Genomic DNA, 24,181 nt, shown 5'->3' with positions numbered 1-24,181 from the left:
TGCTATAAGGAACAAAATTACCATAATTCTGTCTGACAAACACGTGTGTCAACGCGCGCTCTTTATAATGGATGTATTTATGGGTTCTATTCTGCGGCAGAAAAAGGTCTCTTTTTTAAATTCTCTTTTGTGCAGCTTGGGTGTTGTTTGTGGTTGGGGTATAGTGGCGCCAACTGCTCAAGCTGCAGAATCTATTACTATACAGTTGGGACCTTTTGAGCAAAAAATTCAAGTTGATGATTTAGAAGATTTTGCAAAGAACGGAAAATTACCTAAAGAATTACAGGTGTTCTCATCGTTTTTAACACCACAAGTCAAGGAAGTACTGAATCAAAGGCTACAATTAAATCCAGAGTTTGCTGATAATTTTATTGATGGACTTGCCAAAACTCCTCAAGGTCAGCGATTAATTTCTTCTTTAGGTGGAATCATACCTGGTAGTACTGCTCAAAGTCTTAAAGATACCCTGAATTTAACTGCTCGTCGTTTTAATGGTTTGACGGTTTTAGGATTTGTACGTTCCTATCCAGGTGAGAATATTACCGTTGATGCGACAAAAGCGATTGGCTTATCACTCGAACTGAATGCGAATAATTTACAGAGTCAAGCGTTTGCTGCCTTACTCGAACGTGAGTTACCCAAAAATGATATAATATCATTACCTAGAAACATCAATCCAGGTAGAAGAGGAAACGAACAAGTACAATTAACTAGTTTTACATTCCAAGACCGTCAAAGAAATCGCACGATTCCGGTTGATATTTATTCTACTACGGGTACAACACAGCAACCATTAGTTGTAATATCTCATGGTTTTGGTGCAAACAGGCGCCATTTACAGTATTTAGCGCAGCATTTAGCTTCGTATGGTTTTACTGTAGCAGCTTTAGAGCATCCCGGTAGTAATGCAGTCGCAGTTAACCGTGTCACAAACAGTAGTTCTGACTTATCAAAACTTATTAGCGCAAAAGAATTTATCGACCGTCCCCAAGATGTCAGCTTTTTACTCAACGAATTCTCAAAGCTCAATTTACAACCTGGTCAACTCCAAAATAAACTCAATACCGATAATGTCACCGTTGTTGGTCACTCTTTAGGAGGTTATACTGCGTTAGCTTTAGCTGGAGGTAAATTAGACTTAGATAGTCTACGTAAATTCTGTAAAAATTCACTTTTATTTGGTGAGGCGCCTGGAGACTGGTTACAATGTGCAGCAGTCGAACTTAAAGATAGTGATATCCGAACCCTACTTCAAGATAAACGTATTAAAGGTGCCATTGTTTTAAACCCACTAGTCGGTAACTTATTTGGTAGAAAAGGTTTAGAGAATATTAATACTCCAGTATTAATGTTAGCAAGCAGTGATGATGCTTTAACACCAGCATTAAAACATCAATTTGCTCCATTCACAGAATTAAGAGGCAATAAATATTTAATTACAGCAATTGGAGGAACACACCTAAGCGTCAGTGACCCCACATACCAAACAGCCGATATTACCAATATAGTAAAAGAACGACGCGGCGCCGAAACAAACAACCTGCGTCAATTAGTATCTGGAGTCAGTTTAGCGTTTATTAAACAGCAAACCGATGAAGCAAAAACCTATCAACCATTTCTAACCCCAGCATACGCGAAATCACTATCCACAACACAGCTACCACTACGTTTAGTATCAGAACTACCAGGTAACTTGAAAAAATGGGCAGAGTTCGCGGCAAATTGAGCCATATTGTGATATGAACTTTACAATATCAACTTATTAGACTTAAAGTAGGGCACAATCTACGTGTTGTCCCATAAACGATATAATTCCTCAAACACCATTCTAAGGAGTATACATGGAAGCATTTGCAGCTATAGTGTTAGTGCTTATCGGCTATGCATTAGGTTCGGCTAAACTAATTAATGAAGGAAACGAAGCACTTGTAGAGCGGTTAGGTCGATACCACCGTAAGCTTCGACCTGGAATGAACTTTATTGTTCCCCTCATCGATTCCATTGTGATGGAAGATACAACAAGGGAGCAGGTTCTCGATATCAAACCCCAAAACGTAATTACCGCTGATAACGTCTACATCCTAGTTGATGGTGTGATATTTTGGCGTATTAACGATATGGAAAAAAGCTTCTACCGAATTGATGATATTCAGGTAGCGTTAGCAAATTTGATTCAAGTTGAACTGCGTGCAAATCTTGCAGAGCGTACATTTGAACAAGCAATTGCATCACGTACCGAAGTCAACCAAGCTTTACTAAAAACAGTAAATGAAACTGCTGCTGACTGGGGAGTACAAGTTATTCGGGTAGACATTCAAAGCATTACACCTCCTGAGAGCGTTCAAAAATCGATGGCAGACCAAAATGCTGCTGTAATTAGAAAACGTGCGGCAATAACAGCAGCAGAAGGTGAGCAAGAAGCAGCTATTAAACGCGCACAAGCAACTAGAACATCCGTTCAAATTCTTTCCGAAGCATTGCGTACCAACCCTGAAAGCAAAGAGATTTTAAAATACTTAGTAGCTCAAGAACAGGTAGAAGCAAGTCACAGGTTAGGTACAAGCAACAACGCAAAAGTTGTCTTCCTCAACCCTGGTGTCAACTCAGAAGCTTATGCTCAAATGGTTGGTGATATTGGTACTGATGAATTAGTACAAAATAATAACCCCCCCGAAAATGGTTCTGCAACAGCATAATTATTTAGTGCTGAGTAGAAAGTGCTGAGTGCTGAGTGAAGGAACGGAGGAACGGAGGAACGGAGTTATAGATTAAAAGTTGTTACTCAGCACTCAGCACTCAGCACTTTTAACTTCTTACTAATGCATCTGTAACTAGGCAAACATCGCGTATTTCTTTGACATCGTGAACTCTAACGATATCAGCACCTTGAGAAATAGCAGCACTACATGCTGCTGCTGTTCCCATCAGGCGCCCTTTAGGGTCAGGTTGGTTTAGAATACGACCAATGAAACTTTTACGCGATGGACCTATTAATATCGGACAATCCAGTTGATGCAATTCTTTTAAACGATGAAATATTTCTAGGTTTTGCTCGTAGTTTTTCGCAAATCCTATTCCTGGGTCTATTATTATTTGATTACGTTTTATACCTGTATTTACAGCTCTTTCTATTTGCCCCTTCAAAAAGCTGATTATTTCCCCCACTACATCATCATAATTTGTTAACTTTTGCATCGTTGCTGGTGTGCCTCTGATATGCATTAAAATAATAGGCGCCTGCATAGAAAAAGCAACTTTAAATATTTCAGGGTCATATGTACCGCCCGAAATATCGTTTATAATATCTCCACCCGCTTCGATTGCTAATTTCGCTACTTCTGACCTAGTTGTATCTACTGAAATTATTTTATCTGTAGCCGCACGAATTGCAGTGATTACAGGTATAACTCGATTTAATTCTTCTTGTAAAGAAATTTGTTCGGCGCCAGGTCTTGTGGACTGTCCACCTACATCAATTATATCGGCGCCTGATGATGCCATTTCTTGCGCTTGAATTACAGCAGCATCAACGCGGTTAAATTCACCACCATCACTAAAACTATCGGGCGTAATATTTAATACACCCATAATATAAGTTTTAGCTCCCCAATCAAAAGTATGGTTACGTATATGTAGTTGACTGGACATAAGAATAAATTTTGCCTAGGGTTGGAACCCTAGGTTATGTATTATTGATAATTGACAATTCTGGCAAAGCTGTCTGCTTCGAGACTTGCACCTCCTACCAAAACCCCGTCTATTTCGGGTTGTGCCATAATTTCGTCGATGTTATTTGGTTTGACTGAACCACCGTATTGAATGGGAACGTTTTGGTTTGTTAGTTGGTTACGAATCATTCCAATGATATAGTTTGCTTCTTTTGTTTCGCAGGTGTCACCAGTTCCAATAGCCCAAATTGGTTCGTAAGCAATAATTAAATTACTTTGGTCAACATCTACTAGGTCTTTTTTGAGTTGCATCGATATCAACGCTTCTGCTTCTCCTGCATCACGCTGCTGTTTGGTTTCACCCACACACAAAATTGGTGTTAACCCGTATTTTTGCGCTGCTCTCAAACGTAAATTAACTGTTTCGTCGGTTTCTCCGAAAAATTGGCGCCTTTCGCTATGCCCGATAATAACGTAGCGTACACCAATTTCTGTGAGCATTTCGCCCGAAATCTCACCTGTGTAGGCGCCGTTTTCTGCCCAGTGGACATTTTGGGCACCAAGTTGGACTCGACTACCATGTAGATTTCTCGATAATACGTTCAAATCTGTGAAGGGGACGCACAAAATTATTTCGCGCGCTTCGGGTGTTTCCTCCAACGTAGGCAGAAATCCTTTTAAAAACATTTCGGACTCTGCCTGGGTTTTGAACATTTTCCAGTTACCAGCAAGAACTTTCTTTCGCACAGGCGCCTTCGTCAAGATTAAATTAATATTAAATGCATCTTTTACTTTAAACCATGACGTTACACGTGCGCTAGCTTTCACCCAATGCGGTTATAATTAGCTCCTATAAATACAAATTGACGAATAAATTTTGATTATGAAGTTACCTAATCATCAGCAGCTACGCGAATTCGTCAACATGAGTTGTTTACTCACTTCTCATAAATTCACGCTGAATATGATTACCACTGACGAGCTGACTATGAATGTCTTAATTCTCGCAGGTGATGAGTTGGAGACACTTATACCTCCAGATGGTCAAGTTTATTACAACACGACTCTCAGTGATGATAATACAGGTAAGTTGGAACTAAAAAATTATGTTTTGCAACACCGAGAGGATATAAATGAGATACATAAGCTGTGCGAAGCAATAAAGATGGACGCTAAACCTTTAGACGCACATAATTTTATAGAGATTTTGCATTGTCAAAGTCAATCTTAATTTACCTGAATAGAAACCGGGCTTCTTGCCAAATATATTGCTATCAGTTTATTTTATGTGAAGAAGCCCGGTTTCTTAGGACTTAATTAACTTTCCAATTTTACAATCAAACGACGCAAGCGCCAAATAAACGCTCCTGCTGATGTACCTACACCAATAGCTTGTCCTATCCATAAACCTACACCATTTAAACCCAAGTGGAATCCTAGAAAATAACCGCTTGCTAACCCAACTAGCCAAAATGCAGCGAAACTTAATAACATTGGTACTTGTGTGTCTTTAAGTCCACGCAAGGCGCCTTGTGCTGTGGTCTGTACTCCATCTAAAATTTGTGATACTGCTGCCACAACTAACATTGACGTAACTAATGGTATCAATTTTGCGTTCTCTGGTTTGTTAATATCTAAGTAAAGACTAATAATCGGGCGTGGAAATGCTAGTAATAACACTGCCATCAAAGTCATAAATATTGCACCCAAACACATACTAATATTCGCTGTACGTCGCACTCCATCAGAATTATTTTGTCCACTCCACCATCCAACTCTAATTGTTGTGGCAAAAGAAATTCCCAAAGGAACCATGAATATTACAGCAATAGTTTGAAATACAATTTGATGGGCAGCAAGTATATCGGTACCCAGTAATCCCATTAAATATGTTGTAACGCTGAATAATCCCACCTCAAAACCAAATGATATACCAATCGGCGCCCCAATCCATATCATTTCGCGTAATATCTTAGGTTCAATTTGATGTAACTTTTTAAATAGCCGAAAACTTCTCAGTTCCCTGTGCTTGAGCGTATAAACAATCAAAGACACTAGCATTACCCACTGTGATAATACACTTGCTATGGCAATTCCCGATAACCCCAGCGCTGGAAATCCTAACTTGCCAAACCCTAGTATATAATTACCAACTGCATTTAACAGAGTTCCAAGAACAACAATGGTAGTGATGGGTCGAACCTGAGAAAGTGAAGATAAAACGCTTTTGAGCATTGAAAAAGTTAAAGCTGGCAGAAAACCCCAAACGATAAAATCAAGGTACTTTTTTGCTAAACTTACTACAGATGGCGCCTGACCAAATCGCAACATCAGCGAATCAGCATGTGCAAGTAGTATCATTAAAGGTATCGATAAAAGTAAACATAACCAAAATCCTTGTCGTGTAACTTGTTGAATTTTGGCATTATTACCACTCCCAAACGCTTCTGCAACGAGGGGACTAATACCCACAACCACACCTGTTGCCATAACCAACAACGTCGTAAACGTAGTAGTTGCCAAACCTCCTGCTGCAAGAGTTTCTTGTCCTAACCAACCCATCATCACAGTATCAACAAAACCAGTAGCAGCTTGAGCTATTTGTGCAGATGCCAGAGGAATAGACAAATGTAACAGTGAACTAATTTCTGTACGAGTATTAGGTTTTATAGGTTTAACATGCAAATGCACCATATATATCAAGATAATAAAATTGCGATATGACTCTCAATATAGAGAATAAACCGTTGTAAAAAGCGCATCATCTATCCTAGCGCTAAATATAATCACAAAGAATAGGTAAAAAAATTGATGAAGATTGCTTAAAGAACCAAGTGTAATCACTTAGATTGAGACATCAATGATATATTTGAGTGAAATTATTGGTATAAAAGCTTAAAGGGTTCATCCACCACTTAAATATCAAGCTTACGCAATTGGCAGATAAAAACTAAAAAATAGATGTGGAGTGGAGGATATAGAAGTGTCAAAGTCAAAATTGAGATTACCATTATTAGAATTAACATTAACCAGTTTAGCATCAACATCATTAACTAATCGCGTCATTGCTAACGAAATCAACTTTGAAACTGTGCAATCACCTAATAATACTTTAAATCAAACCATAGAAACTGCACAAACTCAAAAAATTACAACTAACTCAACGGTGCCAGAATTATTAGACAATACATTTAGTTCAGATGCGGCGCCTATACCTACAGAAATATCTTATCAAGCTGCTGATTTACAAGTAAGTTCCAATTTAAAATCAACAAGTGACACTACCAATAATACCAGTGGATGGGCAATAACACCAGAAATTGGTACACTAGGTGTTGGCGCCTCAGTAACAAAATCATTAACACCGAATTTAAACGCACGAGTCGGTGTAAATGCAGCATCGATAAGTGTCGGTGGTTATCAGAAGCGTCGAAATGAAGTTACCTACGATGCCAACTTAGATTTACTAAACGTCTCGACGTTGGTTGATTACCATCCATTTAAAAATTCTGGATTTAGAGTCAGTGGTGGTTTGGTATTCAACGATAATAAAGTTGAAGGTAGAGGCAGAATTAGAGATAACGTAGAATTTGAGTACAACAACAACCGCTATACCACCAAAGATATTTCTTCTGTAAAAGGCAAAGTTTCATTCCCCAATAACATTGCACCATATTTAGGTATTGGTTGGGGTAATGCAGTAAAAGCAGGAAACCGTTGGGGATTCTCTGCTAACCTAGGAGTTATTTTTGCAGGGGCGCCGCAAGTTAATTTAGATGCTGATATAGTTAACGAAAGCTTACGCGAACAAATTAACCGTGACTTGAGAGTTGAAGAAAGAGAGCTTGAAGACGATATTAAAGGATTTAAATTTTATCCAGTTATTTCAGTTGGTGTTTCGTATCAGTTTTAGGCAACGGATAAAACGGATATATTTTAACTCATCCGTTACATCCGTTGTAATCCGTTGCCAATGTTATAAGTTTGTAGAAATTGCTTGTACTGGACAAGTAGGTATACATTGTTCGCAAACGATGCAACGTGAGCGTGTAAATACTAGTTTATAAGTTTCTGGGTTGAGGGTCAGCGCTTCTGTTGGACATACCCCAGTGCATAACCCGCAGTCTACACAAATGTCTTCATCTACATATATTTCACCAAGTGTCAACGATACAGCAATATTTTGAGCGCGCATCCAGTCTATTGCTGCATCTAACTGGTCAATATCTCCCGAAAGCTCTACTACTAGTTTACCAACTTGATTTGGCGCCACTTGTGCGCGGATGATATTTGCCGCGACGTTAAAGTCTTTTGCTAGTCGGTATGTAACTGGCATTTGCACTGTGCGTTTGGGAAAGGTGAGAGTAACTCGTTTTTTCATATATATATGTATATTTCGTTAAACTAAATGATGATAGTACCTTAATATGTTTTAATAATTCTGCTATGGCTGGTGAAGAGCAAATTAATACGCAGCAAAGCGCTGTGTCAGGAACACGGGTTAGAAATTTCCTAATTGCAATCGTAGCAATTGTTTTGAGTGTTGCGCTAATTTTGGGTTTACGTACTGAAACAACTACTGCAACATTGACAACTTTAGGTGAAGAGTCTACACCGCTGGATGTGGCTTTGAGTAACGGTAAACCTTCTATAGTAGAGTTTTATGCTAACTGGTGTACTGTTTGTCAAAAAATGGCGCCGGATATTGCAGCGCTAGAGAAAGAGTACGCAGGCAAACTTAATTTTGTGATGCTGAATGTAGATAATACTAAGTGGTTGCCCGAAATGCTGCGCTACCGAGTAGACGGTATACCTCATTTCGTGTTTCTTGATAAAAATGGAGAAGCACTTGCTCAAGCAATTGGGGACCAACCCCGCGTTATCATGGCTAATAATCTTAGCGCATTAGTTAATAATTTTCCTTTACCTTACGCTACTGCTAGTGGAGAAGTTTCTAAATTTTCTGCTCCTGTGGCGCCCACTGGTAGCGAAGAAGACCCCCGCAGTCACGGTAGTCAAGTTATAAATTAGTAAACGAATAACTAATTAAGAGACGTGATAAAGGAGACGTGATAAATCACGTCTCTACGATGATTGATTTTATTGATTTTGACATTTTTTTAAGGTGTCGCGGTCAATTCTGCTCATTTGCTCAATTTGATGAAAATCGCGTAATGCTATTGAGTAAGCATAGCTTGTTGGTTCGTCTGTGTTGAGTTTAGGTTCGTCTTTATTTGTAGCAACTTGAGTTTGACCACTTTCACCTCCATAAGGGTTGACGGTCATTGCTAACTCACCCGTTTCGTCAACGGTACCGTTAAAACAGCTATATTCTGAGTCTGGCATATATAAGGCGCCAACTACGCGACCTTGTTTTTTCTCAAACACTACATAACCTTGTCCCAATTGTCCTGGTTGAGGTGATTGTCCGTAAAGATATATCCCGTCTTGCTGAGGATAATTACTACTAGTTCTAACTGTTGACTTGCTTCTGGGTGTTTCAACTTCGGGAACAATTGCTGTTACCATTGACTGTTCAGGGTTAGGCACATTTTGAGCTAGACTTGACGGTTGCTCTTTCCACGTTTCAAAGTATGCTCCTGAGTCAGGTAGTTGTACCCTGTAAGAATATGGGTCGTTATCGAATTGATTACTAAATACTGGTTTTGAGCGGTCTGTTACCATGCCCAATACCAATGATAACCCTACTAAAGGAAGTCCCCAACGACGAAATAATTTTGTGTTTTTTGTAAATTTACGCACCCTCGCCACCTCCTCACAAATCTATATCTAAACTTTTAAGCCTTTATATTCGACTTTATATGTTCTTGTTTTAACTTACATAAATATACCTAAGTTATTGTACGTAGACACTCGGTCTAAGGTTTGATATTTTATTCTCTCAGCAAAACAATTTTAGTAGGTAAATTTTTGGTAATATTTTAACAATAATGATTAAATTACCATGTTTTTAGGTCTTTTTTGCTGTTCCCACACGATTATTTACACAAAAACCAGTTTTACTTAAAAAATGATTGGTTATCTAAATATTTCAACCAACTACGTAATTATTCTTAATGAACAATATTTATATTTTCTTTAGATTTTTTTGAAATAAATATCTTCAAAAATCTATTAAAAGACAGTTTTTACAAAAAAACCATAGGCTTTACTTAGCCTATGGGTAAATTAATTAAGCTTAGTGGGGCTTTGCCCACAAATCTAGCTAGCTACATACTCTTTGACGTTAGCTCGGCGCCGACGTAAGTGAGCAAGAGCTTGATGCTCTAATTGACGGACGCGCTCACGACTTAAATTTAAACGTTCGCCAACTTTGGCAAGCGATAATTCGTGACCGTCTTCTAAACCAAAACGTAAAGCAAGAACTTCGCGCTGCTGAGGAGTTAGCTCAGAAAGCAAGTTGTTTAAATCTTGGCGTAAGAACTCTTGAGTGGTGTAATACTCAGGTGATGGACCATCATCCTCAAGCATTTCTTGCAACTCAGTATCTTGGTTGTCACCAACTCGCACATCTAAAGAAACTGGCTGACGAGCCATATTCATGTACTCACGGATTTGCGCTGGCTCTAATTCGAGTTCCTTGGCAATTTCCCCAGGTGTTGGGGAGCGACCTAGCTGTTGCGCTAACTCTCGTTGTACTTTTTTGATTTTGTTGAGTTTTTCGGTGATGTGAATTGGCAAGCGAATAGTGCGTCCTTGCTGGGCAATAGCACGGGTAATAGCTTGACGAATCCACCAGTAAGCGTAGGTAGAGAATTTATAACCGCGAGTTGGGTCAAATTTCTCAACTCCTCGCTCTAAACCAAGCGTTCCTTCCTGAATTAAGTCCAGAAATTCCATATTCCGCTTTTGGTATTTTTTAGCAATCGCTACTACCAAGCGCAAATTGGCTTCTATCATCTTCTGCTTGGCTCGCTTACCTTGATGCACAGTCTGCTTTACATCAGCTTCTGGCTGTTTGACATGTTCTGCCCATTCTTTCAGACTAGCTTCGCGACGCAGTTTTTTCTCTAAAGCCTCTTTGGCTTCAACAAGCGTCATCATTTGCTGGACTTGCTTCCCGAAAACAATTTCTTGTTCGCGGGTTAATAACGGTACACGACCAATCTCGCGCAGATAGGTTCGCACCATATCAGCCGTGAATTTGGCGTTCGTATTTTCTTCGGTTGAAATGTTTACTATAGGCATTGGTGCGCTTTTCCTCTACTCGCATTAAAGAATAAATCTTGAATTATTAAGGCTGGTTGGGAAAGGCAGTTTTAATCTTACGCAGCTGTTGGGTAACACGGGTGTCACAAGAGCGTCTATACAGGTTTTGTCAAGACGAGCGGTTATCCAAATTTGTTCCCCTACTTTCCCATTAGTTGAAAATTATTTAGAAGCACGCTGTTTTTCGCTTAAGAGTATCTATAGCTCTTGGTCGCTGGCGGCGACGGTAAAAATACGAAGTCAGTATGAGTTTTGCTTTAATCTAATAGTACGACAAATTTTAGCGTTAGTAAAGTAGCATAGCCAAAACTTATTATTATAGTTTAAAAAAATGCACTTACTAAAAAATCTGAGTGAAAAAATACAGTTCCTCACAACTCACTATATATATACTGACGTGAAAACTCCTAGTTCCATGCCTACTCTCTATCCGGATAACCGTAATGATAAAGCTTGGATATGGGGGGGATGTTACTAAACATACGAATTCTGGAATTGCTTATGGTGGTGTTGTAGTTTATAGACTTTTACACTAAACATTTTTACTAAGATTTATAAAGAAACTTCTCTGCCTTCAGAGTGGTTTATTCTCTAAACTGTTCCCGCTTTTGTCTGTAATCGCTCTCACGCGAGGTTTTAAGCGTAGGGTATATGACTTTTGGCGTAGAATGTACGGCGCCATTACAAAATTTTAATTAGATGGTGCGTGAAAGCACTTTAATTTCGTTTCGCTTTTTGATTGTAATGGCTTTCACGCACCCTACTTTATGTACCAATTGCGCGAGCAAGTTCAACTTCAAAGCGTTTACCTGGCGCCACTTCTATTACTTTTGTAGAAAGATTTTTCTGTGCGAGAAGATTACGCAGTTCTGCGGCGCCTCCCTTTGCTCGTAATGCTGATGCTAGCAACCCGTCAAATTTGACATCCCCACCGGCTGCGGTATTAATTATTACTTGTGGTTTTAACCATTCGATTAATTCTAAAGCACTGCTTACACCTTTGATAAATGACCCAAATAAGACTATTTCTATATCTATTATTGGGGTTATGACTACATCGATTGGTGTTAATTCTTTGAGGGTGGGTGAGTGATAACCATGAGGTTCGTAGTATAAACTAGTTTGATTAATTGTATCTACCAACACATACCCGTTTTCTGTAAGCATTGGGCCAATTGGTGAACCTGGAGTCGCTATGATAGTGACTTTATCTGCAAAAGTAAATGATTCTCCATGCGCTAAGGTTGTAATTTTGGTGTAACCCAATTTTGATACTACTTTGGCTGCATTTACAGAAGCAATAACTGGTATACCACGGTCAAGCTTTTCTAATGTTGGTGGATGAGCATGGTCTTCTAACCCTTGTGATAATAAAATTAAGTCTATTTTTTCTGGTATTGAACGTTGTTGGGTTCGTTCTCCCTTGAAAAACCAAGGTGCATTTCCAAAAACTAATGGACCAACTAGCCAAGGGTCAACCAAAATTTTTAAATCGGCTATTTCAATTAGCCATGAATTGCTATCAAGCCAAGTTAAATACATATTTTTGTACTTTTTGGTAGTGGTTGCTAAAAGTAATAAATAAACAATTAACACAAATTGTGTAGTTTTGTAACTTGTACGGTAATTAGTATACAAACGGTTGTGAAATCCAGACGCGCGCTGTCTGGGCTATAAGTGTTACGCTAGGAATAATAGAGCAATGACTATATACGCCACTTTATATATTAATTTGGAATTTTAGTACTATGGCGCCTTCAGATAACAAACCTATACGCTCTTATACCCAAGAAGACATACAGCAAATTCTTCACCTGGCAATTACACGTCAAGCTTCAGACCAGGAAAAAGAGTTTAGTTACGAACAATTACGAGAAATTGCAAGAGAATTAGAAATTTCTCCAGAATTGCTAAACCTTGCTGAAGGTGAGTGGATAGTTCAACAAGGTGATGTACAGCAACGACTCGCATTTTCTAAGTACCGTCAAAAACAGTTTCATAAACGTATAGGTAATTATACTATAGTAAATGCGTTCTTGTTAATGGTGGATTTTGTCGGTGGTTGGAGTATTTCTTGGGCACTATATCCTTTGCTGATATCAGTATTGGCAGTTGGACTAGATGGATGGAACAACTTTAACAAAAATACCGAAGAGTATGAGTTGGAGTTTCAGAAGTGGAATCGTAGACACCAACTCAAAAAGTCGTTTAATACTTTGCTGTCGAAGTTTATCCGAATCGTGAATGGATAATATTAAACAATTAATGGATAATAGTTAGACGGCTAATTGTCGATAGCTAATTGGCGATAAAGAATTAACACGTTGATTCTCGATTTGTCCAGTCGCCTATTACATCCAAGCCATTCTTTAATGTACTGTTTAGATATAATCAAGCCTGTGACCACAATCGATGGAAAAAAATCTGTAGAAGTTGCCGCGTCTGAAACGTTTTACCCCACTTTAAGCGCGCTAGTTTCTGCATATCATGCATACCGCAGTTATTCTGATGCTCACGTTCGTCAGCTTGGTTTAACTTCGTCCCAATTCGATGTGATTTGCACTCTGGGCAATACTTCAGGTATGACTTTTAATAAGTTAGCGAAGAAAACCCTAACCACTAAGGGTGAGTTAACTGGTATTATCGACCGTCTGGAAAAAAAAGGTTTGGTGCGTCGCGAGGTTCCCCCAAATGACCGTCGTAGCTTTTTAGCTGTTTTGACTCCAGAGGGTGAGCAAATATTTGAAGAAGTTTTCCCTGCACACACCGAATATCTTAAGGAGTGCTTCGCGACTCTCGAAATTCAAGAACTTGAAGAAATTCGTCTGGCCATAGAAAAACTCAGAAGCTTTTTCCCTAACTAACTCCAGCTTATATCCTCCCTTCCCTCTCTGTTAATGCTTGTATTATTTATGTCCAATGCACTTAGGTAATTTTACTTGATATGTCTAGCTGTATTGATTGTAAATACTAGAAATTTCCGAGTTGCGGAATTATTCCGCTTCTCATAAGATTACTTGTAAGAACAATAATTATTGTTTGAGCTATTATGTGGAAATTTTTTAAGCATTTGGTGTTGGGGGGATAATGACACGTCAAAGGGTTGTGATTATAGGAGCTGGGTTTGCTGGACTATCAGCAGCACGCGCTTTAGGAAATTCCCCTTGTGAGGTGCTGCTAGTCAACCGCGAAAACTATCATACTTTTGTACCTTTACTGCATCAAGTGGCAACCTGTGGACTGGCGCCAGAACACATTGTTTACTCGATTCGGAATTTAATCAAAAAATATAGCAATATCAAATTTGTCACTAGCGAAGTTGACAAAATAGATTTAGGAAACAAAATTATTGAAGTCAATGGTGTCTTAATTACCTATGATTACTTGATTTTAGCCTGTGGCAGTACTTCGCGTTTTTTTGGAGTACCTGGTGCTTACGAGCATTCATTAACGCTGAAATCTTTGTCAAATTCAGTAAATATACGTAATCATCTATTACATTGTTTTGAGGTAGCGCAAGAGGAAGTACGGGTATCTCGACAACAACAGCAATTGACATTTACAATTGTAGGAGGAGGCGCCACTGGGGTTGAGATGGCAGGAGAGTTAGCGACCTTAGTTTACGGAACGCTGAGTAAAGATTATCCAAATTTAGATTTTCGTCGAGTTAGAGTTTTATTACTGCACTCAGGAGAAAGACTACTTCCAGATATGCCAACTCGTTTGAGTAATTATACTGCGCGTCAATTGTGGCAATTAGGAGTAGAAGTACAATTAAATTCTCGCGTGACTGGGGTGACAGAAAACGCTGTTCATTTAGAAGACTCGCGCGTTATTCCTTGCCACACAGTAATATGGACTGCGGGAGTTGAGGGAGATAATAAACTTAATAAATGGGGACTGTTAACAAATCGCAACAATCAAGTGAAGGTTTTCTCGACATTACAGGTTCCCGAACATCCCCAAGTATATGCCGTTGGAGATTTAGCAGCACTTCACGATAAACAATTACCAATGGTGGCGCCAGTAGCAATACAGCAAGGAATAACTGCCGCAAATAATATTTTACGGCAAATCAAAGGTAAAAATCCGCAACCACTACATTATCAACACCAAGGTTCAATGGTCATTATTGGGCGCCATGCAGCAGTAGCTCATATTGGTAAAGTTAAATTAACAGGGTTTCCTGCTTGGTTGTTGTGGCTAGTAATTCACCTCGCTTGTTTACCAGGAAATCTAAATCGTTTACACGTTTTAATTAGCTGGGGATGGATATACTTTTTGCGCGAACATCCTATACGGTTAATCTTTAGGCAAGATAGTTTGGCTAAATATCAGGATGTCCCACTTCCTAACCTCGACCGTGTACAGGGGAAGGATTGATTTTTTTGGCAGTATCAAATTCAATGGCATCATGACTACAAAACAATCGTACCTCATTACTATGTGCTACAGATAACGCACGTAATCGTTCTTGATTCAAAAGTCTAGTTTTGCGGTCAACTTCCATAAACCATTGGTAAGCACGTAAACCGGGGGTACAGTTTGGTTTATCTGTTCCGACTTCATCTCGGTAAAAATAAGCATCACCTGCGTGTAAAAGCCAACCTTCAGATGTTTCAATAGCAATACCAGCATGACCACGTGTATGACCTGCCAAAGGAATCATTAAAATAGATTCGGGTAATCCATCGAGGTCGCGAACTGCTTCAAAACCATACCAAGATTCACCCAATGCACTATATAACTTCCACTGTTTAACTTCATCCCATTGATTTGGACGGTAGCGCTGTGTAGATATAAAACCTTTTCGTTCCTGTGCTGCATCAAGCTCTGCTTGCATAACGTGTATAGTCGCTTCCGGAAAATCTTCCAATCCTCCAGCATGGTCAAAATCTAAATGCGTAAGCACAATATGACGTACATCACTTGTTTTAAATCCTAACTGCTCTATTTGAGCGCGCGCGGTATATTTTTCTTCAAACTGAATTCTATTTAGATTCATGAAAAATGGGCTGAGTCGTGATAACGGCGCCTTAACGTCACGTACCCCAAACCCAGTATCAATCAGAACCAATCCCTGATTAGTCTCAATTAGCAAACAGTGACAAACAAGACTCGCAGTAAGTCCACGACTAAAACCGTCAAAAAGGGCGCCTCCTATAGGGCACATGCAACCGCAGTTTAAATGGTGAATACGCATGAAGCAATCCTTCTATAATTCACAACTACTACATTGCATTGCTCCCAAAGGCAATTACATCTAACTATTGGGAGAAACAAGAGTAGAATACTTAATGATTACAGCCAACATGTAAAAGAGGGAAATTATATGCAGTTGACCTCAACCGCAACTGACAAAGTGAAGTTATATAGGACTTACGCTGCATAAACCTGGTTTCTACGCATTCATTGTCGCAGGTGGGAAAAGGAACAGGTTTAGGTTTAGCAGTCAGTCATGAAATTATAGTCGAAAAATACAAGGGTGAAATTACATGCATCTCGACACCAGGAGAAGGAACAGAATTTATCATCGAAATACCCCTCGGTTAAGAATTTAAATCCCTTACTTCCACTCTTCTAATCTCATCTAAAAACTTTAGCTGCTGGTATATGCAACTAATCTGTGGTAAATTTACACCTAATAAATGGGCTTTTCGTAATGGGTTTCCAAAAATTGCTTCTACTTCTAAAGGGCGCCTTTCGTCATAATCAATTTTCATACTAGTACGATAAGGCTTCATATTTATGGTGTAATTTAACATTGTTTGAATAAAGCTATCAGGAATTATGCGTCCACAACTTAATGACCCTAATGCAACTTCATGCATCAACTGTTCAACTAATTGGCGAGTGTGGACATAAGACATTAATTCATCTGTTCTAGCGTCGAGAATTACAGACAACCCATTATAGGGAATATTCCACACTAATTTTTTCCATCGAGCTAGTAATAAATCTTTAGCTAATTCCATTGAGATTCCAGCACTAGCAAAATCATTGGCAATTTGCTGCATATAATGTGTAACTCCAGTTGACTCATAGTCATTTGCATATCCCCCTAGAGTAATTTGTCCATAGTCGAGGTGACGGATATGTCCTGCTGCGACTTTATTGGAACAGAGAAAACACAACCCACCAATAATATTGACATTACCAACTATTTTGGCAACTTCTTCTTCCACTGCTAGTCCATTTTGCAAGACCAACACTACGCCATCATCTCTGACGACAGACGGTAACATTTGCGGCAATAAATGGTTTTGTGTCGTCTTCAGTGCTATCACCACGACATCGCATTGTGGCATTTTTTCTACATCATTGTAGGCATTGACTTGAGGAAGGGTGAAATCACCATCTTTTGACTCAATAACCAAACCATGTTTACTAACATAGTCGTAATCACTGTTCAGCAAAAAGTGGACATCTTTACCAGCTTTTTGCAGTTTGGCGCCGTAAAAGCCACCTAATGCACCAGTTCCCAGAATGGCGAAACTACGGTTGGACATGCTTGGTTAATATAAGGATTACAACACATCTATTTTCTCTAATATCTCACATTTTGTACACTAGACACAAATGTTGTAAGGTGGCTGGATTTGCGAGTATTAATTGTTGGATTTTCACTTCGGTTTCTGATAATTTAGTTTGATTGTTACTATTATCATATGTTTCCCAGTCTGTGTTTTTTACTCCTAGGAGATGTGCTAATGTGTTTGTTACTATCCTTTGACTATGTAATAATTTATGGATTTGAAGTTGTTGTTCGTTAAGTACTGACGCCGATTTTTGTGTATTAATTATATCTGGTTGTTTATTTGTCCATGTAGGTTGTCAGTTATTAATTAAATACAGTATTTCAATAAACCACAAAGGTCACAAAGAACACAAAGAAAAATATTAAACCATGTTTTTATGCAGTTACAATTCATTCCAAGCTGCTATAGTGTTCCTATATTCACTGAAACTTTTCTCTTCTTCCTTCGTGCCCTTTGTATGCTTTGTGGTTTAAAATATCTTTAACTCTATGTATCTACTTGTATATGTTTACACAAATATTGATTTGTACGGACTTTTCCGACGGTTTACATCGTCTAGCGCATTTTGTCCCTAGCTTAGAGAAAGCAGGAGTAAAGCAAATAGTGTTTCTCCATACTGTCGCATTATCTGATAAAGGAGTTATAGTACGAGTCGATAGCGACAAAATCGAGCAAGCTCAAACTCGATTAGCGGAAGCTATCGGTGAAAGTCCTGCTGGTGTAGAAGTAAAAATAGAAGTTCAATCAGGAAAACCAGTAGAAACAATTCTGAAAGTAGCTCGAACATATCAATCCCAATTAATTATAGTGGGTTCACAAAGCCGTAGTTCCATAACGGAGAAATTAGTAGGTAGTACAATGGCTGATTTATCACGTCAAACCAAGATTCCTTTATTAGTACTACGTCCTCAATTAATCGCTGCATATACAAACGAAGAACTGGCGCTTCGCTGTCAGCATCTTTTTCGTTCCTTGCTAATTCCCTATAATCAAAGTCAAGTAGCAGATAATTTAATCGAACAAATCAAGCAATTAGCTCAAAAACCTGGGGAATATCTCCAAAAATGTAAGCTTTGTTGGGTTTTAGAATCAAGTGGTCGTCGAGACGTACCAGTAAAAGTCTCACCGCAGCAAGCACAAGAAACTCTATCTATAATTAAAGCCGATTTAGAGAAGCTTAATTTACAGGTGGACACAGAAGTGCGGGAAGGAAGCTCTGTTACTACCATTTTAGATATCGCTGTAATGGAAGATATTACTGCTATTGCAATCTCATCAGGAACAATAGGTAAACTCCAAGAATGGCTCGTTTCCAGTTTTGCTGCTGAAATTTTACGACAAAGTTGGTACCCTGTTTTATTTTTTCCATCTTAAATTGCATAAGTTATGAGGCGCCGGATATAGAGATATTACAGACAGTTGGTACTAAACAAAATGGTACGTCGTTTAAATCTCGCGTCTCAATTTACACTCATATTATCAATAATCTTCGTTATTGGGATTTTTATTGGTGGTTTGTCGTTATCGAAAGCCCTGGAGAACAAGGCTCAAATCGAAATGACCTACCGCGCACAGTTGGCGATGCAATTAGTCAACGCCGTTAAAAGTTATACCAGTAATGACATTGCACCGTTGCTAGCTTCGGTGACGAATCCAGAATCGCGTTTTTTTCCCGAAACTGTCCCAAGTTTGAGTGGGAGAAGAGTTTTTGAGCGGTTTAAGCAAGATTGGAAATATAAAGACTTAATATATAAGGATGCAGCGTTAAACCCTACAAACCCTCATGATAAAGCTGATCTATTTGAAGCTAATTTAGTCGAAAAGTTTGAACAAAACAGAGATACTAAAAACTTCTCTGGGTTTAGGTCTGTAAAGGGTGAACAATTATTTTACAGCGCACAACCACTAACCGTTAATAGCCCCACCTGCTTAAAATGTCATTCTACACCAGAAATGGCGCCGAAAAGTCACGTTCATCTGTACGGTACTAAAAATGGATATGGATGGAAACTCAATCAAATTATTGGCACACAGATAATTTATGTACCTGCCAGCGAATTATTTGAAAACGCGCACAAAGCACTTTTAATGTTCGTTGGTATATTTATCATCATTTTTGCATTAGTTATAGTCTGTATTAATTATTTACTTAAATGGAGAGTAATTCAACCTTTAAAACCAATGGCTCAACTTGCTTCACAAATGACTCAAGATGCAGCAATGAAAAGCGAAATTTGGGCACAAGAGCGTTCAGCACTGACTAAAATAGCCAAACGCACTGATGAGTTTGGATACTTAGGAAGAGTATTTCAAAAAATGATGCATGAAATTTACCTGCGTGAACAACAATTAACACAACAGCTGCAACAATTACAAGTTGAAATAAACCATAGCAAACGCCAACGTGAAGTAGCAGAGATTGAAGAAAGCGATTATTTTAAAAATCTTCAGAAAACAGCAAAAGAAATTCGTAATCAGTGGGATAAATAACAGGAGACTCAGGACAATGACTAAAATTATATCAATTCATTCTTTCCGTGGTGGTACAGGAAAATCAAACATTACCGCGAACTTAGCAACAATGATTGCGCGGGCTGGCTACCGTGTTGGTATAGTAGATACAGACATTCAATCTCCAGGTATTCATATTCCCTTTGGTTTAGATGACACCCAAATTAAATACACTCTCAATGATTACTTGTGGGGAAAATGTAAACTCGAAGCAGCTACCTACGACGTTAGCTCAGTTTTTACGACTCGACAAAAAACTAGCTGGTTCAGCAATAATAAAGGCAAAATATATTTAATCCCATCAAGCATAAAAACCAACGAAATATCCAAAATTTTACGTGAAGGATACGACGCACGTTTACTTAACGATGGGTTTCGTCATCTTACCCAACAACTCAAACTAGATTACTTATTTATAGACACCCACCCAGGAATAAACGAAGAAACTCTGCTCTCAGTAATTATCTCCGATATACTAATAGTCATCCTGCGTCCCGACAAACAAGACTATCAAGGAACCGCAGTAACTATAGATGTCGCACGCAAACTAGAAGTCCCAAAAATGCTTTTAGTCGTCAATAAAGTATTACCAAGCATCAATCAAGAAGCACTGCGAAATCAAGTACAAAAAAACTATAATGCTACTGTCGCCGGAATTTTACCAGTATGTGATGAAATGTTCCAACTAGCAAGCAGCGATATCTTCTCGCTACGTTATCCAGAACATGCTTGGACACAAACCGTAAGTACAATAGCCAAACAATTAACTGATAAACAACTTGCTACAAAACTTTATAAAGAAGCGCGCTAAAATTGAGTGCAAAAATCTCTAAACTCTTGTGGAACGGGCATCCTTGCCCGTAATTAATATCAAGGACAAAGCTTACTAGTCCAAACTTGGCTTACTTTTCCTCTTGCACACTTATTTTGCTCCCCAACCCAAACAACCCGCCATTTGTTTTGACTGCGTTGCATCTCAACCCTTCGTCGTATAGCAGCAACAGAATCATCTGCCAAACCTTCTTTAGTCATCACAATTACTGCTGTATCGCGCATTGGGTACTTAACTTCAACATTTTCTGATTTTCTTCCCTCTGCTTCTTCAGCATCAGCAAATAACTTAACCGCAACTTGATTCGGATTTGAGTTTAAAATCTGATTTTGAGCAACAAAGTTTTTTACATCCACCACTCTATAACCAGAACGACCAGAACTTTGAGCAGTTGCAACAGCAGAAATAAAAATAGTAGCCAGTATAGTAAATACAACAGATTGCTTTAACATAATACACATAATTTTTTTGATTTATATTCAGTACATTTATAAGCTACTCATAAATTAAAGTTATACAATATACCAGTACTGTATAAACCTCTAATATATCTGAGTTCCAAACATATCTTGACAATATTACCCAAAAGGCAAATCTATACGCTGTGATTGGCGCCAAAGGTAAAATGTTTGATGTAGGGTTGATGCTATGAAAACTGCAACTCAAGCAATCCAAAGAGTCATCAAACAATAACAAGCAAGAAGACACTGAACTTTTGCCCGTATTATATAGTATCCGAGTGTCTTTGGTATAATAATCCTTGTATTGAAAGCATTCTAGCGATTTACACGAATATTTACGTCCAAATAGCAGTAACTTAATGCACAAATATTAAATTTTGGCAACTGTAATTTTAACAGTATTTTGTAAAGTTAATTAAACTTTAATTTATTTTGTGGCGGCAAATAATTGTCAAAATACAGTTAGATATCTATTTTTATGGTTTGTTTGATAAATAAGAATTCGTAGCATAGAGTTATTACTATACTACATAAAGAAAAATAATAAGCTCACATCATTAAAGCTAATCACTTATCCGTTGTATCCGTTGCAAACCAATAACTGACTTTAGATTCATCAAGAGTGCTGGGTCAGCATTGTAAAATCTTGTAGAACAGACTCATTAAAACAATCCCCTAATCAAAACTAGGGGAATGTTCGAGAATAAAAAGCAATCCCCCGTACTATTATGGACATTCGTACTGTAGCGACAACACCATTTACTGACCAAAAACCCGGTACATCTGGGTTACGCAAAGCTGTAACAGCTTTTCAAAAGCCACATTATTTAGAAAACTTTGTCCAATCAATTTTTGACTCACTAGAATGTGTCGGGCAAACCTTAGTACTTGGAGGTGATGGTCGGTATTATAACCGTCAAGCCATCCAAGTCATCTTAAAAATGGCTGCTGCCAATGGTTTTGTGCGTGTAAAAGTTGGACATCGTGGTATTTTATCCACACCCGCAGCTTCATGCGTTATCCGTAAATATAAAACATTAGGTGGAATAATTCTTTCAGCCAGCCATAACCCAGGTGGCCCAAACGGTGACTTTGGCATCAAATACAATATCGGCAACGGTGGACCAGCACCAGAAAAAGTCACAGAAGCAATTTACGCGCGCAGTAAAGTTATCGATAGTTATAAAATAGTAGACGCTAACGACATTAATCTGGATACGCTTGGCGAATCGAAAATAGGTAACATGATAGTCGAGGTTATCGACTCAGTACATGATTACCAAGAATTAATGGAATCACTTTTCGATTTCGACCGTATCCACCAGATGTTGACAAGTTCCAACTTTAAAATGTCCTTCGACGCAATGCACGCAGTAACGGGACCCTACGCACGTAGCATTATCGAGCAGCGTTTAGGCGCCGGCGTTGGATGCGTTCAAAACGGAGTACCATTAGAAGACTTTGGCAGTGGACACCCAGACCCCAATTTAGTGTATGCTCATGATTTAGTAGAGATATTATTTGGTGAATACGCTCCTGATTTCGGCGCCGCATCAGATGGAGACGGTGACAGAAACATGATATTAGGTCGTAAATTCTTCGTCACTCCCAGCGATAGTTTAGCAATAATTGCCGCCAACGCAAAACTTGTACCCGCATATTCTCAAGGAATTAAAGGAATAGCGCGTTCCATGCCAACTAGCCAAGCTGCTGACCGTGTTGCTGCTGCAATGGGTATAGATTGTTACGAAACACCAACAGGCTGGAAATTCTTCGGTAACTTACTCGATGCAGACAAAGCGACACTTTGCGGAGAAGAGAGCTTTGGTACTGGTTCAAATCATATTCGTGAAAAAGACGGATTGTGGGCAGTATTATTCTGGTTAAATATATTAGCCGCGCGTCAAAAATCAGTCGAAGAAATAGTTCGCGAACACTGGCAAACTTATGGGCGTAATTATTACTCACGTCATGATTACGAAGAAGTAGATTCCGACCGAGCAAACACACTTGTAAACAAAATACAAGCAATATTACCTAATTTAAAAGGTAAAAAATACGGCGCCTACGAAGTAGACTACAGCGACAACTTTAGTTACAAAGACCCAATAGACAATAGTGTTAGCACCAACCAAGGAATTCGTATTGGTTTTACCGATGGTTCACGTATTATCTTCCGTCTATCAGGAACAGGAACACAAGGCGCCACACTAAGAGTTTACCTAGAAAGTTACGAAGCAGACAAAGCCAAGCAAAACATCGAAACACAACAAGCATTAGGAGACCTAATAAACATCGCCGATGAAATAGCCCAAATTAAAGAAAACACAGGCATGGATAAACCCACCGTCATAACCTAATACCTTAACCCATGTAGAGACGCGACATGTCACGTCTCTACACATAGGCAATCAACCGAATATAAAATATAATGTCATGCTGAGGAACGAAATATAATGTCATGCTGAGGAACGAAGCATAATGTCATGCTGAGGAACGAAATATAATGTCATGCTGAGGAACGAAATATAATGTCATGCTGAGGAACGAAGCATCTTAAAGATTTTGATACTTATTACAAGTAAAATTTTAATTATATTTACGTAATCATTTACACCGACTAGCTCACAAAAGCTTGAAATATGAAAATTGATGAATTAGACTTATTTATGTTGATGGATGCTTCAGATATAGAGTATACTAACTTACCAGAGGATATGTTGGTAAAACTTGCTTTATGCGATGAATTATATATTACCAATTATGCCTTGGCAGAACTATCTGCACGTGATAGTAATCAAGCTTCTGTTGTGGGTTGGGAAATTTTGTCTACTTTAAAAGGCGATTATTACTTACAAACTGCCGCATTAAATGTATTATTTTAAACAGATAAAGAAAAAGCATTAGATTATATAAACAAGCAAGTACAGCACTTTGATT

General features: G+C 38.6%; 24 protein-coding genes. 14 read left to right on the top strand and 10 right to left on the bottom strand.

The features are described from left to right. Nucleotides 1-79: 79 nt before the first annotated feature. Both DSM106972_RS40840 and DSM106972_RS40835 read left to right on the top strand, forming a co-directional pair. Entirely contained in the window at nt 80-1,726 is a 1,647-nt protein-coding gene (locus DSM106972_RS40840) for an alpha/beta hydrolase (RefSeq protein ID WP_170213643.1), read from the top strand. 115 nt (nt 1,727-1,841) lie between these two features. Continuing rightward, nucleotides 1,842-2,696 carry an SPFH domain-containing protein gene (locus tag DSM106972_RS40835; RefSeq protein ID WP_127086073.1) on the top strand — a complete coding sequence of 285 codons (855 nt, stop codon included), beginning with the start codon at nt 1,842-1,844 and terminating at the stop codon, nt 2,694-2,696. Nucleotides 2,697-2,805: 109 nt separating this feature from the next. On the opposite strand, the gene folP is transcribed toward DSM106972_RS40835, so the two are convergent. Continuing rightward, nucleotides 2,806-3,648, bottom strand: a complete 843-nt coding sequence (gene folP, locus DSM106972_RS40830; protein WP_127086072.1) for a dihydropteroate synthase — start codon at nt 3,646-3,648, stop codon at nt 2,806-2,808. Nucleotides 3,649-3,689: 41 nt separating this feature from the next. Next, nucleotides 3,690-4,415, bottom strand: coding sequence for a triose-phosphate isomerase (gene tpiA / locus DSM106972_RS40825; protein WP_127086123.1), 726 nt, complete (start codon nt 4,413-4,415; stop codon nt 3,690-3,692). Nucleotides 4,416-4,551: 136 nt separating this feature from the next. Between tpiA and DSM106972_RS40820 the strand changes: the two genes are divergently transcribed. Further along, complete coding sequence (locus DSM106972_RS40820) at nt 4,552-4,899, top strand: DUF6888 family protein (RefSeq protein ID WP_233787958.1); 348 nt, start codon at nt 4,552-4,554, stop codon at nt 4,897-4,899. A gap of 86 nt (nt 4,900-4,985) precedes the next feature. Here the strand turns inward: DSM106972_RS40820 and DSM106972_RS40815 are convergent, their stop codons facing one another. Then, nucleotides 4,986-6,362: an MATE family efflux transporter gene (locus DSM106972_RS40815; RefSeq protein ID WP_127086070.1), complete on the bottom strand. Its 1,377-nt coding sequence runs from the start codon at nt 6,360-6,362 to the stop codon at nt 4,986-4,988. 289 nt (nt 6,363-6,651) lie between these two features. On the opposite strand from DSM106972_RS40815, the gene DSM106972_RS40810 reads away from it, so the two are divergent. Beyond that, the gene (locus tag DSM106972_RS40810; RefSeq protein ID WP_127086069.1) at nt 6,652-7,581 is read left to right on the top strand and encodes a hypothetical protein; all 930 of its coding nucleotides are present in this window, start codon (nt 6,652-6,654) and stop codon (nt 7,579-7,581) included. 63 nt (nt 7,582-7,644) lie between these two features. Here DSM106972_RS40810 and DSM106972_RS40805 read toward each other — a convergent pair whose 3' ends face one another. Further along, on the bottom strand, nt 7,645-8,049 hold the full coding sequence (locus DSM106972_RS40805) for an NIL domain-containing protein (RefSeq protein ID WP_127086068.1): 405 nt from the start codon (nt 8,047-8,049) through the stop codon (nt 7,645-7,647). 65 nt (nt 8,050-8,114) lie between these two features. Between DSM106972_RS40805 and DSM106972_RS40800 the strand changes: the two genes are divergently transcribed. Further along, nucleotides 8,115-8,699 carry a thioredoxin family protein gene (locus DSM106972_RS40800; RefSeq protein ID WP_127086067.1) on the top strand — a complete coding sequence of 195 codons (585 nt, stop codon included), beginning with the start codon at nt 8,115-8,117 and terminating at the stop codon, nt 8,697-8,699. Between the two features lie 69 nt (nt 8,700-8,768). Here the strand turns inward: DSM106972_RS40800 and DSM106972_RS40795 are convergent, their stop codons facing one another. From DSM106972_RS40795 to DSM106972_RS40785, 3 genes are all read right to left on the bottom strand, one after another. Continuing rightward, nucleotides 8,769-9,431, bottom strand: a complete 663-nt coding sequence (locus DSM106972_RS40795; RefSeq protein WP_127086066.1) for a hypothetical protein — start codon at nt 9,429-9,431, stop codon at nt 8,769-8,771. A gap of 459 nt (nt 9,432-9,890) precedes the next feature. Continuing rightward, nucleotides 9,891-10,877, bottom strand: a complete 987-nt coding sequence (locus tag DSM106972_RS40790; protein WP_127086065.1) for an RNA polymerase sigma factor, RpoD/SigA family — start codon at nt 10,875-10,877, stop codon at nt 9,891-9,893. 786 nt (nt 10,878-11,663) lie between these two features. Continuing rightward, the gene (locus DSM106972_RS40785) at nt 11,664-12,440 is read right to left on the bottom strand and encodes an MBL fold metallo-hydrolase (RefSeq protein ID WP_127086064.1); all 777 of its coding nucleotides are present in this window, start codon (nt 12,438-12,440) and stop codon (nt 11,664-11,666) included. Nucleotides 12,441-12,646: 206 nt separating this feature from the next. Here DSM106972_RS40785 and DSM106972_RS40780 point away from each other — a divergent pair, with 206 nt between their 5' ends. The 3 genes from DSM106972_RS40780 to DSM106972_RS40770 all read left to right on the top strand — a co-directional run bounded on the left by DSM106972_RS40780 (nt 12,647) and on the right by DSM106972_RS40770 (nt 15,281). After that, nucleotides 12,647-13,150 (top strand): 2TM domain-containing protein, encoded by a 504-nt coding sequence (locus DSM106972_RS40780; protein ID WP_127086063.1) that lies wholly within the window; start codon nt 12,647-12,649, stop codon nt 13,148-13,150. Nucleotides 13,151-13,297: 147 nt separating this feature from the next. Beyond that, on the top strand, nt 13,298-13,762 hold the full coding sequence (locus tag DSM106972_RS40775) for a MarR family winged helix-turn-helix transcriptional regulator (RefSeq protein WP_223978085.1): 465 nt from the start codon (nt 13,298-13,300) through the stop codon (nt 13,760-13,762). 223 nt (nt 13,763-13,985) lie between these two features. Next, nucleotides 13,986-15,281, top strand: coding sequence for an NAD(P)/FAD-dependent oxidoreductase (locus DSM106972_RS40770; RefSeq protein WP_127086062.1), 1,296 nt, complete (start codon nt 13,986-13,988; stop codon nt 15,279-15,281). Here the strand turns inward: DSM106972_RS40770 and DSM106972_RS40765 are convergent. Then, nucleotides 15,250-16,101 (bottom strand): MBL fold metallo-hydrolase, encoded by an 852-nt coding sequence (locus tag DSM106972_RS40765; RefSeq protein WP_127086061.1) that lies wholly within the window; start codon nt 16,099-16,101, stop codon nt 15,250-15,252. The two genes, DSM106972_RS40770 and DSM106972_RS40765, sit on opposite strands and share 32 nt — an antisense overlap. Nucleotides 16,102-16,319: 218 nt before the next feature. Here DSM106972_RS40765 and DSM106972_RS40760 point away from each other — a divergent pair, with 218 nt between their 5' ends. Further along, on the top strand, nt 16,320-16,451 hold the full coding sequence (locus tag DSM106972_RS40760) for an ATP-binding protein (protein WP_325052266.1): 132 nt from the start codon (nt 16,320-16,322) through the stop codon (nt 16,449-16,451). Here DSM106972_RS40760 and DSM106972_RS40755 read toward each other — a convergent pair. Further along, nucleotides 16,448-17,407 carry a putative 2-dehydropantoate 2-reductase gene (locus tag DSM106972_RS40755; RefSeq protein WP_127086059.1) on the bottom strand — a complete coding sequence of 320 codons (960 nt, stop codon included), beginning with the start codon at nt 17,405-17,407 and terminating at the stop codon, nt 16,448-16,450. The genes DSM106972_RS40760 and DSM106972_RS40755 overlap by 4 nt on opposite strands. Before the next feature lie 534 nt (nt 17,408-17,941). Here DSM106972_RS40755 and DSM106972_RS40750 point away from each other — a divergent pair. The 3 genes from DSM106972_RS40750 to DSM106972_RS40740 are packed head-to-tail and all read left to right on the top strand — an operon-like array spanning nt 17,942 to nt 20,759. Next, entirely contained in the window at nt 17,942-18,811 is an 870-nt protein-coding gene (locus tag DSM106972_RS40750) for a universal stress protein (protein ID WP_127086058.1), read from the top strand. A 60-nt stretch (nt 18,812-18,871) separates the two neighbouring features. After that, nucleotides 18,872-19,927 carry a Tll0287-like domain-containing protein gene (locus DSM106972_RS40745; RefSeq protein ID WP_127086057.1) on the top strand — a complete coding sequence of 352 codons (1,056 nt, stop codon included), beginning with the start codon at nt 18,872-18,874 and terminating at the stop codon, nt 19,925-19,927. Nucleotides 19,928-19,943: 16 nt separating this feature from the next. Then, nucleotides 19,944-20,759, top strand: a complete 816-nt coding sequence (locus DSM106972_RS40740) for a MinD/ParA family ATP-binding protein (protein WP_127086056.1) — start codon at nt 19,944-19,946, stop codon at nt 20,757-20,759. 59 nt (nt 20,760-20,818) lie between these two features. Here DSM106972_RS40740 and DSM106972_RS40735 read toward each other — a convergent pair whose 3' ends face one another. Continuing rightward, nucleotides 20,819-21,232, bottom strand: a complete 414-nt coding sequence (locus DSM106972_RS40735) for a hypothetical protein (RefSeq protein ID WP_127086055.1) — start codon at nt 21,230-21,232, stop codon at nt 20,819-20,821. 737 nt (nt 21,233-21,969) lie between these two features. Here DSM106972_RS40735 and DSM106972_RS40730 point away from each other — a divergent pair. Together DSM106972_RS40730 and DSM106972_RS40725 are read left to right on the top strand one after the other, a co-directional pair. After that, the gene (locus tag DSM106972_RS40730) at nt 21,970-23,601 is read left to right on the top strand and encodes an alpha-D-glucose phosphate-specific phosphoglucomutase (protein ID WP_127086054.1); all 1,632 of its coding nucleotides are present in this window, start codon (nt 21,970-21,972) and stop codon (nt 23,599-23,601) included. A gap of 282 nt (nt 23,602-23,883) precedes the next feature. After that, the gene (locus DSM106972_RS40725) at nt 23,884-24,126 is read left to right on the top strand and encodes a hypothetical protein (RefSeq protein ID WP_127086053.1); all 243 of its coding nucleotides are present in this window, start codon (nt 23,884-23,886) and stop codon (nt 24,124-24,126) included. Nucleotides 24,127-24,181 lie beyond the last annotated feature (55 nt).

This window comes from Dulcicalothrix desertica PCC 7102, from assembly GCF_003991905.1.
GTDB lineage: Bacteria > Cyanobacteriota > Cyanobacteriia > Cyanobacteriales > Nostocaceae > Dulcicalothrix > Dulcicalothrix desertica.
Note: the sequence above shows the minus strand (reverse complement) of the source record. Positions and strands in the feature narration are given on the sequence as shown.

Bases quoted from the DNA above. Each gene is read 5' to 3' on its own strand.
- DSM106972_RS40800 (WP_127086067.1), top strand. From the start codon at position 8,115: ATGGCTGGTGAAGAGCAAATTAATACGCAGCAAAGCGCTGTGTCAGGA.
- DSM106972_RS40725 (WP_127086053.1), top strand. From the start codon at position 23,884: ATGAAAATTGATGAATTAGACTTATTTATGTTGATGGATGCTTCAGAT.
- DSM106972_RS40840 (WP_170213643.1), top strand. From the start codon at position 80: ATGGGTTCTATTCTGCGGCAGAAAAAGGTCTCTTTTTTAAATTCTCTT.
- DSM106972_RS40780 (WP_127086063.1), top strand. From the start codon at position 12,647: ATGGCGCCTTCAGATAACAAACCTATACGCTCTTATACCCAAGAAGAC.
- DSM106972_RS40745 (WP_127086057.1), top strand. From the start codon at position 18,872: ATGGTACGTCGTTTAAATCTCGCGTCTCAATTTACACTCATATTATCA.
- DSM106972_RS40785 (WP_127086064.1), bottom strand. From the start codon at position 12,440: ATGTATTTAACTTGGCTTGATAGCAATTCATGGCTAATTGAAATAGCC.
- DSM106972_RS40750 (WP_127086058.1), top strand. From the start codon at position 17,942: ATGTTTACACAAATATTGATTTGTACGGACTTTTCCGACGGTTTACAT.
- DSM106972_RS40740 (WP_127086056.1), top strand. From the start codon at position 19,944: ATGACTAAAATTATATCAATTCATTCTTTCCGTGGTGGTACAGGAAAA.
- folP (WP_127086072.1), bottom strand. From the start codon at position 3,648: ATGTCCAGTCAACTACATATACGTAACCATACTTTTGATTGGGGAGCT.
- DSM106972_RS40730 (WP_127086054.1), top strand. From the start codon at position 21,970: ATGGACATTCGTACTGTAGCGACAACACCATTTACTGACCAAAAACCC.
- DSM106972_RS40765 (WP_127086061.1), bottom strand. From the start codon at position 16,101: ATGCGTATTCACCATTTAAACTGCGGTTGCATGTGCCCTATAGGAGGC.
- DSM106972_RS40835 (WP_127086073.1), top strand. From the start codon at position 1,842: ATGGAAGCATTTGCAGCTATAGTGTTAGTGCTTATCGGCTATGCATTA.
- DSM106972_RS40755 (WP_127086059.1), bottom strand. From the start codon at position 17,407: ATGTCCAACCGTAGTTTCGCCATTCTGGGAACTGGTGCATTAGGTGGC.
- DSM106972_RS40770 (WP_127086062.1), top strand. From the start codon at position 13,986: ATGACACGTCAAAGGGTTGTGATTATAGGAGCTGGGTTTGCTGGACTA.
- DSM106972_RS40815 (WP_127086070.1), bottom strand. From the start codon at position 6,362: ATGGTGCATTTGCATGTTAAACCTATAAAACCTAATACTCGTACAGAA.
- DSM106972_RS40790 (WP_127086065.1), bottom strand. From the start codon at position 10,877: ATGCCTATAGTAAACATTTCAACCGAAGAAAATACGAACGCCAAATTC.
- DSM106972_RS40735 (WP_127086055.1), bottom strand. From the start codon at position 21,232: ATGTTAAAGCAATCTGTTGTATTTACTATACTGGCTACTATTTTTATT.
- DSM106972_RS40820 (WP_233787958.1), top strand. From the start codon at position 4,552: ATGAAGTTACCTAATCATCAGCAGCTACGCGAATTCGTCAACATGAGT.
- DSM106972_RS40805 (WP_127086068.1), bottom strand. From the start codon at position 8,049: ATGAAAAAACGAGTTACTCTCACCTTTCCCAAACGCACAGTGCAAATG.